Raw genomic sequence first — 12,897 nt, 5'->3', positions numbered from 1 at the left:
GCCACGCTAGTCAGGGTGTGTCTCCGGAGCAAACTCCACTGTAGGCGCGCCCCGCGTGTCACTGCCAGGGGTATCGCTGGGGTGGGGATAATGCAGCGCAGCGTGCGCCGGTTTGAGTTCTCAGGGGTCCCGACGTAACCTTAATCGGTTGACTTATGCCCTTTCGGGCAGGTCCCCCTCATCGTCGTCTTCGGCCCATACGCCACATGCTGTGTCGGAGACACCCTCATCCGGAGTGATCTCATGAGCAAGCGTACGTTCCAGCCCAACAACCGTCGTCGCGCCAAGAAGCACGGCTTCCGCGCCCGTATGCGTACCCGCGCGGGCCGCGCGATCCTGTCGGCTCGTCGTTCCAAGGGCCGCACCGAGCTGTCTGCCTGACCGCAGTCGTGCTGGCGAGGCCGAACCGTCTCACGCGTGGAGCGGAGTACAAGGCCGTCGTCCGTCGTGGTCGACGGTGTGCCGGAGCGCACACCGTCACCTATGTGACCCCGTCATCTGCGTCGACGCCACGGTTCGGATTCATCGTGAGCAAGCAGGTGGGCGGGGCTGTCGTGCGTAATACGGTGCGCCGACGGCTCAAGGCCGTGTGTGCCGCGGCGCTGCCGGATGTGCGTCCCGACGCCGACATCGTCATCCGCGCTCTTCCGAGTGCGGCGACCGCGACCTTCGGCGACCTTCGCGATGACGTGAACCGTTGCCTCGCCCGGCGGGCCGCCGCGTGAGCGTCCTGCCGGCATACGCGCTGGGAGACGCCAGGTTCGCGGCATCCGACGCTCTGCGCAGTGTCCCCCTTGCTCCCCGCAATCTCGTCGTCGGACTGCTCCACACCTACCGCGCGACCATCTCGCACGTCTACGGAGACGTGTGCAAGTACTATCCGTCATGCTCGGCCTACGCCGTCGGTGCGGTTCAGCAGCACGGCGCCGTCAAAGGTGCGGCCTTGACTGCGGCTCGGCTCGCGCGTTGCCACCCCTGGGCCGAAGGCGGCGTCGATGACGTGCCTGCACACTCGAACTTTCGGCATGCTCTGACCCCTCACGGGTTCGTTGTGCCTGCACCCACCGGAAAGGACTGATCCACGGTATGGATCTCTTGCTCTCCGCAACACCGGCGCCCGACGCCGGGGGCGGCTTCGACCTCATCGGTACGATCCTCTGGCCGCTGAAGTGGCTCGTTGAGCTCGTGCTCGTCGGCTGGCACTGGTTGTTCACGGCGATCGGGATGCCGCCGGCTGACGGCCTCACCTGGGTGCTCGCCATCGTCGGGCTCGTGCTCGTCGTGCGTTCCGCGATGATTCCTCTCTTCGTGCGGCAGATCAAGAGCCAGCGAAAGATGATGGAAATCGCTCCTGAACTGCGAAAAGTTCAGGAAAAGTACAAGGGGAAGCGCGACCAACTGTCTCGTGAGGCGATGAGCCGCGAGACGATGGCGCTGTACAAGAAGCACGGCACCACACCGGTCGCCAGTTGCCTCCCGCTCCTCGTGCAGATGCCTGTGTTCTTCGCACTGTTCAGCGTGCTCAACGACGTGCAGAAGATCGGCTCCGACCCCACGTTCAGTGGCGTGGGTCTGCTCAACAACGAGCTCACGCAGGAGTTCTACGACGCGAGCCTCTTCGGAGTCGCTTCCCTCCACGAGACGCTGATCGACGCGATCAACAGCAGCAACGTCGTGGCGATCGTCATCCTCGTCATCCTCGTCGTCCTCATGATCGCGTCGCAGTTCTTCACGCAGCTGCAGATCATCTCGAAGAACCTGTCCCCCGAGGCCAAGACCGGCCAGGCGTACCAGATGCAGAAGATCATGCTCTACGTCTTGCCGCTGGCCTTCATCTTCTCGGGTGTCTTCTTCCCGCTCGGCGTCGTCATCTATTGGTTCGTGTCGAACCTGTGGACGATGGGTCAGCAGTTCATCGTGATCCGCGAGATGCCGACGCCCGGTTCGGATGCCGCCAAGGCGCGCGAAGAGCGGCTGGCGCGGCGTGGCAAGGCCATCGACTCGAGCGGCAAGGTCGTGTCGATGGAGAAGTACGAGGCCGAACAGCAGCGTCTGCTCGAAGAAGCCGAGAAGGCGAAAGCGGCCGCTCCCAAGCGTCAGCAGCCGATCGGCAAGCAGCGCGCGAAGAAGAAGACCGGTAACCAGAAGCCCGGCGGCAACCAGAAGCCGGGCGGCAACGGAGGCTCGTCCGGGTCCTCCGGCGGCAGCTCACCGTCCGATGGCGCGAAGTAGCGGCGAGGAGAATCATGAACACCACCCCTGAAACGCGCTCAGCGGCGCCTTCGGATCGCACGCCGGCGACGGCTGAGCAGCTCGAACAAGAGACGGACGTCGCCGCCGATTTCATCGAAGGTCTGCTCGACATCGCCGACATCGACGGCGATCTCACACTCGATGTGCGAGCGGGGCGTGCATACGTCACCGTCGAAGCGCCGGATGAGGGCTCGGTCGATCTGCTCGCCGACCCCGACACCGTGCAGGCGCTTCAGGAACTCACGCGCATCGCCGTACAGAACAAGACCGGCCGTTTCTCGCGCCTCATTCTTGACATCGGCGGCTCGCGCGATGCGCGGCAACGTGAGCTCGAGGCGCTCGTCGACCGTGCGATCGCGCGGCTCGACGACGGCGCATCCCAGGCATCGCTGCCCGCGATGTCGAGCTATGAGCGCAAGCTGGTGCATGATGTCGTCGCGGAGCGGGGACTCATCTCGGAGTCCTACGGCGAGGGCGCTGACCGTCACACCGTGATCCGGCGTGGCTGACGTTTCACGTGAAACATCGCCGGTGATCGAACCGGAGCCGACGGTCGCGGCGGAGATCTTCGGAGGCCGCATCGATCTCGCGCGCCGGTTCACCGCAGCGCTGGGAGCGCACGGCGAAGAACGCGGACTCATCGGGCCACTCGAGCCCGCCCGCCTGTGGACGCGCCACATCCTCAACAGCGCCGTGGCTGCGCCGCTCTTCTCAGGACGGGTGGCTGATGTCGGTTCGGGTGCCGGTCTTCCTGGACTGGTTCTGGCGATCGCGCGACCAGACGCCGAGTTCACCCTTATCGAGCCGATGGAACGGCGCGTGACGTGGTTGCGCGAGCAGGTGACTGCTCTCGGCCTCGAGAACGTCACGGTCGTGCGGGCGCGAGCCGAAGAGTGGCGCGAGGGACCCGTGTTCGATGCGGTGACCGCGCGAGCCGTCAGCGCGCTGCGGACACTCGTTCCGCTGACCGCTCCCCTTGTTCGAGACGGTGGCGAGCTGAATCTTCTCAAGGGCGCCGGAGCTCCCGGAGAAATCGAGGCCGCGCAGAACCAGCTGCGCAAACACTCCGTCACGGACGTTCGGGTGGAGATGGTCGGGGCGGAACTGCTCGACGAGCCGACGCGTGTCGTGCGCGGAACGGTACGCGCACGCGCGTGAGCGTGTAGGGCGCCGTTCAGGAACCCCGCGCGCCCGATGTTTCACGTGAAACATGCCTGGCGCGCTCACCCGCACAATGGTTGATCTTCACTGACCCGCTGCTCGAACGGGCAGGGGAACTTCGCTCCCGCGATTGATCGCTGTGACGCAGGCTGAGAGAGGCTCTCTGGTGCGTGTCCCATGAGTTGTTGTACTGGAGCAGGCGCATTTCGGAAGGGCGACTCGACCGCGTAGGTCTGCGAGGGTGGACGTGGAGCGTGACGACGTATGGAGAGCCGATGAGTGACAAGAGCGGCTGGAGGACCCGACGGGTCCATCTGACGGTCTGGGTGAGAGCGACCCTGCTTCTTGCGCCACTGATCGCCGCGGTGTTCATCCCCGGCGAGTTCGCCGATCCCGAAGGGAACCCGTGGCCCCTGATCATCGTGTTCGTTCTCATGGTGATCTGCATGTGGCCGTTGGCGTTCGCCTCCCATTGGATCGAGAGCGACGCCGGCGGGTTGACGCTCAAATACTGGCCTCTCGTGTCGCGACGCATTGAGTACCAGGCCCTTGCGTCCGTGGACTTCCGTCAGAGCGCCTCGCCGTGGGAGTTTTCCGGTATCGGTCTCAGGATCGCCTCCGGCCGCGTCTTGGCATTCGTGAATCGCCGGGGACCCGGTATCGGCCTACGCGTCAAGGACGGACGAGGGTACTTCGTCATCCTCGCCGATGTCGTCGAGTTGACTGCGGTCCAGGACGATCTCGCGCGTGCTCGTCCCGACCTGACGCCGCGCGCAGGGTAGCCGATGAGCCGCCTGTCAGGAGGCGTGTCCAGCCGAGAAGGTCGCACATGCTGAGGCTTGAGCGGTAGGCGATGGTGGGCTTGTCGAATCGATGACACCGCCTGCTCTCGCTCGACGGGAGCAGCGGCCGGATTCGCTCCTCGTGCTCGTCCGTGAGTCCCTGTTACCGAGACCCGTCGACCTCACTCGACCAGACGGGCACGGGTCTCAGCGGAGAGACTGCAGACACACCCTCACGGCGCCGATCGCCGTTGAAGGGCACGTTTCACGTGAAACATCCGCGACGATTGTGTGTGTTGCACATGCGCGGCTTGCCGCCGTGAGATCGGGCGCGAGCGTCGATCGTCGCGGCGCCACCATCGTGGCAAGGTTTCGGGCGTGGAGGAGTTGCGCGATGTTGCACACGCGCAACAGCATGATTTGCGCGCGATCGCTCAGCGGGGCAACCGGTCATCCCGTCGGAGGATGCCGCTCTCCGCGCCTGGCGGCACGAGTGCAACGCGGGATTGTATTGCCGATGTAGTGACTCCGTACGTGCGCATGACCCCGGCACGCAGTCACCGTTCCAGCCTGTCTCCGCGTGGATTCGATCGGCATGTCACGGTGCGACCCGCGTGAAGGTGCGAGCCGCGCGGGATTCTGCGTACGAGCGACGGTGACGAGGCAGTGGAGTGTTTCACGTGAAACATCGCTGCTTTCGAGATCACCTACCTCGGGTGCGCGCCACCACACGCAGACCCGGGTAGGAGGATTCTTTCCCGTCGGTCCGCGTCGAAGGCCGGACTCACGCGGTTGGCAGATCAATGTTTCACGTGAAACATCACCGGCGCGCGCGCTCGTCGGAGGGCGGGGTTAGAGTGGGAGCAACACCGGATCGAACTGCAGGAGAACCGTTTCACGTGGAACATCCCGACGAACCGGCGGTCGCAGCATCCTTCTCCCTCAATGATTCTCCGATCGCGCGCGAGCTTGCGGACTTGACCGCCCGCCGGCGCGTCCTGGACAACACCGACGTCGAACTCACCGGGCGCACCCGTGTGATCACCGTGTCGAACCAAAAGGGCGGAGTCGGAAAGACCACGACGACCGTCAACCTTGCCGCCGCGCTTGCTGATGCGGGCGCGACGGTGCTCGTGATCGATCTCGACCCGCAAGGCAATGCATCGACAGCCCTCGGCGTTCCGCACACCGCGGACACTCCGAGCATCTACGACGTTCTGATCGATGAGTTCCCCTTGGCCGACGTCATCCAAACAAGTCCGGAATCGCCCCGCCTGCTGTGCGCGCCGAGCACCATCCACCTCGCGGGCGCCGAGATCGAGCTCGTGTCGCAGGTTGCCCGCGAACATCGACTCAAGACGGCCCTCGACGACTACTTCGACAAGGGTGAGGGTCATCTCGACTTCGTGATCATCGACTGCCCCCCGTCGTTGGGGCTGCTCACGATCAACGCCTTCACTGCAGCGGGAGAGCTTCTCATCCCCATCCAGTGCGAGTACTACGCCCTCGAGGGCCTGTCACAACTCCTGAACACGGTGCGCATGATCCAGAAGCACCTCAACCCGAACCTGCACCTGTCGACGATCATGCTGACGATGTACGACGGTCGCACGCGCCTCGCACAACAGGTCGCCGATGAGGTGCGTGAGCACTTTCCGCGCGAGGTCTTGGACAGCGTGATTCCGCGATCCGTGCGCGTGTCGGAGGCGCCGAGCTTCGGGCAGACGGTCATCGCCTACGATGGGCAATCGGCCGGCGCGATCGCGTACCGCGAAGCCGCCGTCGAACTGATCCGGCGCGATGCGTCCGGGGGAGAACAAGAGGAGTCCTGATGGCCAAGCGCACGGGTCTGGGGCGCGGCATCGGCGCGCTCATTCCGACCACTGAGTCGGCAGACGCCCGACCCGCCGACGTGTTCTTCCCACGTGCAGCAGCTGCGGCGGACGAGGCGGATGTCATGCCGGTGGAGACCGCCGCATCCGAGGCCGACGTGGATCTCGTCGCCGTTCCCGGCGCGCGCCTGATCCACGTAGACCCACATGCGATCGTCCCGAACCCCCGGCAGCCGCGCACGCATTTCGACGCCGACGATCTCGCTGAACTCGTGCACAGCGTGCGGGAGTTCGGGGTGCTTCAGCCGGTCGTCATCCGCGAGACAGAGCCGGGAACGTTCGAGCTCATCATGGGCGAGCGGCGTACCCGTGCCGCACGCGAAGCGGGGCTGTCGTCGATTCCGGCGATCGTTCGCGAGACGTCGGATGAGAATCTCCTCCGCGACGCGTTGCTCGAGAACCTCCACCGGTCCGAGCTCAACCCGCTCGAGGAGGCGTCGGCCTACCAGCAGCTTCTCGACGACTTCGGCATCACTCAAGAAGAGCTTGCCGCCCGCATCGGTCGATCCCGCCCCCAGATCAGCAATACGATCCGACTGCTCCGGCTGCCCGTTCCCGTGCAGCAGCGCGTTGCCGCCGGTGTGCTGACTGCTGGGCATGCCCGCGCCATCCTCGCCCTCGACGACGAAGCTGCCATGCAGCGACTCGCCGACAAGGTCGTGAATGAAGACCTGTCGGTGCGTGCGACCGAGGCGGCTGCGAAGGCGCCGATGAACGGGCGCACTCCGAAGCCCCAGGCTGGCGCGCGACGGGCCTACCTCGACGAGATGGCCGACAGGCTGGGAGACCGCCTGAACACGCGCGTCAAGGTCACGCTCGGTGCAAAGAAAGGCCAGATCAGCATAGATTTCGCGAGCATCCAGGATCTGAACCGCATTCTGGAGGAACTCGGCGAGACCGGATACGGATCAGCCTGACACCACACCGGATGTGCGCGACCTCAGACCTCGAGGGACACGTACGCTGGAAGGGTGAGCGACGATCGGATGCCCGGACGGCGGGCGAGCCTTGAGCTTCTGCGCGCCGAGGCCACCGACGAACTCTCCGTCCTGATATCGGAGCGGCTGCGTGCCGGCGAAGACCCCTGGGAGTTCATGGACGACCTGCCCTCCGTCGATGAACTCGTCGTCCTCACCCTTCGTGCTGAGAACATCGCGGCCAACGGTGGTGTGCGCCCGAATGCCTCCCGGCACTACCGAGTGCTTCGCCAGATCGCCCTCGACTATCCTCCGCTCACGTCCGCCGTCTGGCGACTGCTCGGCGACAGTGAGAAGCACCGACGTTGGGATGCCTCCGTAGCCTCCTGAGTTCGCCGACCCCTGACCCTGCCCGGGATCCGTCCGCCGCTCGAGTCACACGGGCGAGCCGCATCCGTTCGCGAAGACCGTCCTCACGCACGAAACCCCCGCACGACTCGCACGAGCCGGGCGGGGGTTTCGGAAAAACTGCTGATCAGCCGATGTATTTGGCGAGATCCTGCTCGAGGGCGAACTTCGGCTTCGCGCCGATGATCGTGGTCTCGATCTCGCCCTTGTTGAAGACCTTCATCGCCGGGATCGACGTGATCTGGTACTTCATCGCGAGGTCGGGGTTCTCGTCGACGTTGAGCTTCAACACCGTGATCTTTCCGGGGTTGTCGGCCGCGATCTCGTCGAGGACCGGCGAAACCATGCGGCACGGGCCACACCATTCCGCCCAGAAGTCCACGAGAACGGGTCCTTCAGCCTGGAGCACGTCCTGCTCCCACGTTGCCGACGTCGTCGCCTTGGCGGTCATGTCATCTCCTTGTGTGAGGTCACTTCTTCGGTGGAACGTCTCCGCCGCGCGGAGCATTCCGTCATGGTCAGGCGCGTACTGCGTCGGGGAGTCCCTCGATCTCAGCGCCTGCGGGGTCGGGCTGACCGGCGTCCTCGATCGATGCGAGGTAGTTCTCGAGGTCGAGGGCGGCGACGGTGCCGCTTCCGGCGGCAGTGACCGCCTGGCGATAAGTGGCATCCAGCACGTCGCCGGCGGCGAAGACACCGGGAACCGATGTGCGCGAGGAGCGTCCATCGACCCACACCGTGCCGTCCTCGGTGAGCTCCAGCGCGCCGTGCACCAGGTGGGTGCGCGGGTCGTGTCCGATGGCCACGAACAGCCCGTCGAGGGCGAGTTCCGAGGTGGAGCCGTCGACGGTGTTCTTCAGGACGACGCCGCTGACGGCATCCTCCCCGAGAACATCCACGATCTCGCTGTTCCAGACGAACTCGATCTTCTCGTTGGCGAACGCCCGGTCCTGCATGATCTTCGACGCGCGCAGCTCGTCGCGGCGGTGGATGATGTAGACCTTCGAGGCGAACTTCGTGAGGAACGTGGCCTCTTCCATTGCCGAGTCGCCACCGCCGACCACCGCGATCGTGCGCTCACGGAAGAAGAATCCGTCGCAGGTCGCGCAGTATGAGACCCCACGTCCTGAAAGCCGGGCCTCGTTCTCGACGCCGATCTTGCGGGGGGCCGAACCCGTCGCGAACACGATCGCGTGCGCCTCGTGCTCAGCGCCCGAGCCGAGCTGCACGCGCTTGACGGGACCCTCGACGTCCAACGAGACGACGTCGTCATAAAGCACCTCGGCGCCGAAACGCTCGGCCTGCTCCTGCATCTTCGCCATGAGGTCGGGTCCCATGATCCCCTCCGGGAACCCGGGGAAGTTCTCGACCTCGGTCGTGTTCATCAGCTCACCGCCGGCCTCGACCGAACTGGCCACGACGAGCGGCGCGAGGTTGGCGCGCGCCGCATAGATCGCAGCCGTATACCCGGCGGGGCCGGAACCGATGATGATGACCTTGCGCACGACATTCTCCTTCTTGGGCGGGCACGGGGGCCGGTGCAGGTGGATGCTGCGCCGCCGATGACGTCAACACATGCTAGCCGCGGTGCATTCCATCCTTCAGGCCCGGGTGAATCAGCGCTGGCCGGGAAGGAAACGCTTCACCATCGACAGGGCGGGTCCGAGTTCCGGGGCACGCAGCAGCGCGAGCACGCCGAGGTAGACCATGAGCGACGCAGTCCCGATCACTGCGGCGCCGAGCGCGCCGAACAATTCGCTCGACACCGTCCATCCTTCTTCGCCGCCCAGAAGACGGAACACCGCCCAGCCCGCGAGCCCGGCGGGAATCGCGGCGACGACGTACCGACCGAACGCGGGAAGCCACGACAGCACACGCAGGCCCCCGAGCTTGCGGCGCAGGAGGATGATCGCGAGCACCATCTGCACGATTCCTGCGAACGACTGTCCGAGGGCGATACCGGCGGCGAGGAACTCCACGGGGAGCGTCCACGACGCGATGAGCGCGGTAACGACGACCAGTGCCCCCTGCACGAGGGTGAAGAAGAACGGTGTACGGGTGTCGTTGTAGATGTAGAAGGTGCGTTGCACGATGAAGAGCACCGACAAAGGGAGCAGGCCGGCGAGATAACAGAGCAGGACGAGCGCAGCGTCGTCGGCCTCGGCTGCGCTGTTGGTGAAGATGCGGGATGCCGGGACCGCCGCGGCGGCCAGCGCCGCCGTCGCTGCGACGATGAACAGCCCGACGGTGCGCAGGCTCGTGGCGATATCGGTGCGGAGTGCTTCGTGGCGCCCCGCGGCGGCGTGTTCGCTGAGCTGGGTGAAGTACGGCGTCCCGATCGAGACGGCGATGATCGAGTACGGCAGCATGAACAGCAGCCACGCGTTCTGCGAGACGAAGACACCGGCGAACTCGCGGTTGACCTCCGACAGGATGCGGGACTGGACGAGGCCGGCCAACTGCCCGGCGATGACCATGAGGAAGGTCCAGCCCGCGAGGCGTCCGATGTGACGGAGGCCGATGCCCCGCCATTGGAAGTCGGGCCGCACGCTCAGGCCGGTCTTCTTCCAGAAGAACACGAGGATGACGGCTTGGATGGCGATGCCGAGGGTCGCGGTGCCGGCAAGCAGGGCGACCATCGTCGGCGTCCAGTTCTCGACGGCGCCGGTGAGCCCGAACAGGGCGATGAACGCGGCGAACCCGCCGATCGAGACGACGTTGTTGATGATGGGCGCCCACGTGAACGGACCGAACACGCGGCGCGCGTTGAGCGTTTCGCCCAACAGTGAGTACAGACCGTAGAAGAGGATCTGCGGCATGCACCAGTAGGCGAACGCGGTGGCAAGAGCTTGTTGATGCGGTGGGAACTCGGGCGCGTAGAGCGTCACCAGCCATGGCGCGAGCACGACGGCCAGGGCGGTGATTCCGAGGAGAACCAGCGTGCCGAGCGTGAGGATCTTCGAGACGAACGCGCTGCCGCCATCGGGATGCCGTGCCGCACGCACGATCTGAGGCACGAGGACCGCGGTGAGAAGGCCCGCCTGGATCACCGCGTAGATGTTGTTCGGCAGTTGGTTGGCGATCGCGAAGGCGTTGCCGGCTTCGGTCGTCGCGCCGATCGCCGAGACGAGCACGACGGTGCGGAGAAAGCCGGTCAGGCGCGAGACGACGGTGCCTGCACCGAGCAGGATGCTGGCGCGGCCGAGGTTCATGGGGTTTCCTCGTCGGTCGGCTTCGCAGGGTCTGGTGCGTCCTGCGTGTCGGTCGGGTTCGCGGGGTCAGGGTGGCGTCGCGCGCGGGAACGCAGCACGGTGCGGATGATGCCGAGCACCACGAGACCGCCGACGAGCACGGCCAGGACGATGAGACCCACCGTCTCCCATTCGGCGCGCACGTTCACGTCGACGGTCTGAGGCGGACCGATGTCGATGAGTGCGGGGCTGCGCAGTTGCAGGTCGATGGCGACCTCACCGTTGCCCAGACGCGCTTCGACGGGCACCTCGACGCGGGTGTTGCTCAGCGGAGTGGCGACGATGTCGGTGGCGGGCCGTACGTTCAGGCGCACATCATCGGGCGAGGCGTAGAGCACGAGGTTGACCTCATAGGGGAGGTCGTTGCGCACGGTGAAGGGCAGTCCCGCCCCCGAGGCGAGGAGGTTGATCGGTGACGTGGTCGGCAAGAGGCGCACAGAGGCGAGAGTGCCTTCGGTGGCCTCACGGTGAGCGGTCACCGCCGCGCGCGCTTCGGCGGGCATGGCATCCCAGCCCACCCCGAGCAGCTGCAGCACTTCGGCGCGCTCTTCACCGGTGAGAAGCGCAGGGTCATCGAGCACGGTGGCGAAGCCGGCGACGGCGGCCTCGTCGTCGAAGAGTGCGGATGCCTCGGCTACCCGGTCGGCGGGAGCCTCGGCGTCTGCGAGATCGACCGGCGAGGGGCGGGTGGAGGCGAGGGCGGTCAGCGACTGGACCGTTGCGCCGGGCAGCTGGGAGATCGCTCCGACCGCCGCGCTCAGGGCGATGTTCGAACGGTTCGTTGAGCGGTCGAAAGCCACGACGAGGGAGGCGTCGTCGGTGGCCGCGAGCGCGAGGTGCGCCGTTGCGGCGGTCAGCGGTGCTCCGCGCGTGGCGTACTCGCCGGGCGTTGCGGCGTCGGACAGCAGGCGTGAGATCGCGGCGTCGGCAACCAACAGGTCGGCGTCGGAGGTCGCCGCCAGCCCTGCAACGGTGGCGCCGTCCCGGCCCTGGACGGTCGCGGTCGACGGGACCAGGGTCATTCCCTCGGAGTCCGTGTGCGCGGAGATGTTCGCGAGGGTCGCCACGGCCGACGGCGTGACAGACGACGAGCTCGGCCACCATACCTCGTGCGTGGCGCCGACGTCGAGCAGTTCGTCGAGCGTCGGGACGCCCGTCGATTCGGATTCCGGTGCGGGTGTGGCGGCGGCGTCCGTTGCAGATGCCGACGGTGCCGGCGCCGGGACGAATGAGTCCTCCGAGATCAGCGAAGCGAAGGAGGTGGGGGCGAGCGGCTGCGGAGCACCGGCTTCGACCTGCACGGCCGGATCGGCGTCGCCGAACTGCAGGGCGAAACGCGGGTTGGGAAGCGCCTCGAGACTCTCGAGCCACGCGATCGCGCTCGCCGGAGCTTCGACACCGAGCACCCGGATGGCGGCCGGGATGGCGGGGTCGACGGCGAGGACCGTGTTGGTGCCCTGCACACCGAGCAGTTGTGCATCGAGCGCACCACCTTCGGCGGTGAGCTCAGCAAGTTCGTCGGCGGTCAGGAGCGCACTCGTGCGTGGTGCCGCTGTGATCGGCACGACCACCGTCACGGCGACCGCCTCGTCTGTGTCGGGGACGATCAGCGCACTCGTCGAGCGCAACGCGGAGTCGCCCGAACCCCACACGGCTCGCAGCGGGTACACCCCTGGGTCCAGCGTTGTCAGCTCCGGCGCGTCCGCCGCGACGGTCATCCCCGTCGTCTCGCTCGACCCGGCCTCGACGCTGGACATCGTGGCCGAGGCGACCGTCACCAGACCGCCGTCGTCGGCGTCGGTCTCGGAGTCGAGCCACGACGTGAGCGCCCCACGATCCGAGATCGGTGTCTCGCCCAGGGCCAGGCTCACACCTGACGCGGCGACCGCATCTGCAGACGGGTTGTCGAGGGTGACCGAGACGCTCAACACCTCACCGTCACCGAGGATGCCGTTGCCGATCGGACTCAGCGTGAGAACAGGAGAGCCGGACGCGACCGTCGGAGAGGGCGCGGCATCCTCATCGGCGCTGGCGCTCGCGGCCGGCGCGGTGACGGTGAGTGCCCACACGCCGACCGCAGCGACGACTGCGGCGAGAAGGCGTGGGGGGCGGCGCTTCCGCCGTGAGGGCACGGTCATAGTGGTGGGTATTCGCTCCTGTGCGATGTCCGGACCGCACGATCAGGTGCGATTCTACGGTCCGACCCCTGAACGTCCCATGCTCGGCGCCGCCG

General features: G+C 66.3%; 14 protein-coding genes. 10 read left to right on the top strand and 4 right to left on the bottom strand.

The genetic code is table 11. From position 1 onward, the window contains the following. Positions 1–243: 243 nt before the first annotated feature. The 10 genes from rpmH (at position 244) to ACFQZV_RS02525 (ending at position 7,395) form a co-directional block, all read left to right on the top strand. Positions 244–381: a 50S ribosomal protein L34 gene (rpmH, locus tag ACFQZV_RS02570; protein WP_064002918.1), complete on the top strand. Its 138-nt coding sequence runs from the start codon at positions 244–246 to the stop codon at positions 379–381. 8 nt (positions 382–389) lie between these two features. Beyond that, entirely contained in the window at positions 390–725 is a 336-nt protein-coding gene (gene rnpA, locus ACFQZV_RS02565) for a ribonuclease P protein component (RefSeq protein WP_378752985.1), read from the top strand. Next, positions 722–1,078 carry a membrane protein insertion efficiency factor YidD gene (gene yidD / locus ACFQZV_RS02560; RefSeq protein WP_378752983.1) on the top strand — a complete coding sequence of 119 codons (357 nt, stop codon included), beginning with the start codon at positions 722–724 and terminating at the stop codon, positions 1,076–1,078. Before rnpA ends, yidD begins: the two co-directional genes overlap by 4 nt. A gap of 8 nt (positions 1,079–1,086) precedes the next feature. After that, positions 1,087–2,232 carry a membrane protein insertase YidC gene (yidC, locus tag ACFQZV_RS02555; RefSeq protein WP_378752981.1) on the top strand — a complete coding sequence of 382 codons (1,146 nt, stop codon included), beginning with the start codon at positions 1,087–1,089 and terminating at the stop codon, positions 2,230–2,232. 14 nt (positions 2,233–2,246) lie between these two features. Further along, positions 2,247–2,762 carry a Jag family protein gene (locus ACFQZV_RS02550; RefSeq protein WP_378752979.1) on the top strand — a complete coding sequence of 172 codons (516 nt, stop codon included), beginning with the start codon at positions 2,247–2,249 and terminating at the stop codon, positions 2,760–2,762. Beyond that, a complete protein-coding gene (gene rsmG / locus ACFQZV_RS02545) occupies positions 2,755–3,411 on the top strand; it encodes a 16S rRNA (guanine(527)-N(7))-methyltransferase RsmG (RefSeq protein WP_378752977.1) in 657 nt (218 codons plus the stop codon). Before ACFQZV_RS02550 ends, rsmG begins: the two co-directional genes overlap by 8 nt. Positions 3,412–3,689: 278 nt before the next feature. Next, positions 3,690–4,196 carry a hypothetical protein gene (locus tag ACFQZV_RS02540; RefSeq protein ID WP_378752975.1) on the top strand — a complete coding sequence of 169 codons (507 nt, stop codon included), beginning with the start codon at positions 3,690–3,692 and terminating at the stop codon, positions 4,194–4,196. Between the two features lie 899 nt (positions 4,197–5,095). Further along, on the top strand, positions 5,096–6,028 hold the full coding sequence (locus ACFQZV_RS02535; protein WP_378752973.1) for a ParA family protein: 933 nt from the start codon (positions 5,096–5,098) through the stop codon (positions 6,026–6,028). Further along, on the top strand, positions 6,028–7,005 hold the full coding sequence (locus ACFQZV_RS02530) for a ParB/RepB/Spo0J family partition protein (RefSeq protein WP_378752971.1): 978 nt from the start codon (positions 6,028–6,030) through the stop codon (positions 7,003–7,005). The genes ACFQZV_RS02535 and ACFQZV_RS02530 overlap by 1 nt, the downstream gene beginning before the upstream one ends. A 69-nt stretch (positions 7,006–7,074) precedes the next feature. Further along, positions 7,075–7,395 carry a tryptophan synthase subunit alpha gene (locus ACFQZV_RS02525; RefSeq protein WP_378753028.1) on the top strand — a complete coding sequence of 107 codons (321 nt, stop codon included), beginning with the start codon at positions 7,075–7,077 and terminating at the stop codon, positions 7,393–7,395. A 145-nt stretch (positions 7,396–7,540) separates the two neighbouring features. Here the strand turns inward: ACFQZV_RS02525 and trxA are convergent, their stop codons facing one another. From trxA to ACFQZV_RS02505, 4 genes are all read right to left on the bottom strand, one after another. Next, positions 7,541–7,864, bottom strand: coding sequence for a thioredoxin (gene trxA / locus ACFQZV_RS02520; RefSeq protein WP_378752969.1), 324 nt, complete (start codon positions 7,862–7,864; stop codon positions 7,541–7,543). A 67-nt stretch (positions 7,865–7,931) separates the two neighbouring features. Next, complete coding sequence (gene trxB, locus ACFQZV_RS02515) at positions 7,932–8,918, bottom strand: thioredoxin-disulfide reductase (protein WP_378752967.1); 987 nt, start codon at positions 8,916–8,918, stop codon at positions 7,932–7,934. A gap of 111 nt (positions 8,919–9,029) precedes the next feature. Continuing rightward, positions 9,030–10,625 (bottom strand): murein biosynthesis integral membrane protein MurJ, encoded by a 1,596-nt coding sequence (gene murJ, locus ACFQZV_RS02510; RefSeq protein WP_378752965.1) that lies wholly within the window; start codon positions 10,623–10,625, stop codon positions 9,030–9,032. Continuing rightward, positions 10,622–12,802, bottom strand: a complete 2,181-nt coding sequence (locus tag ACFQZV_RS02505) for a DUF6049 family protein (RefSeq protein WP_378752963.1) — start codon at positions 12,800–12,802, stop codon at positions 10,622–10,624. The genes murJ and ACFQZV_RS02505 overlap by 4 nt, the downstream gene beginning before the upstream one ends. Positions 12,803–12,897 lie beyond the last annotated feature (95 nt).

The organism is Microbacterium koreense, assembly GCF_042677105.1.
Classification (GTDB): Bacteria; Actinomycetota; Actinomycetes; order Actinomycetales; family Microbacteriaceae; genus Microbacterium; species Microbacterium koreense.
Note: the sequence above shows the minus strand (reverse complement) of the source record. Positions and strands in the feature narration are given on the sequence as shown.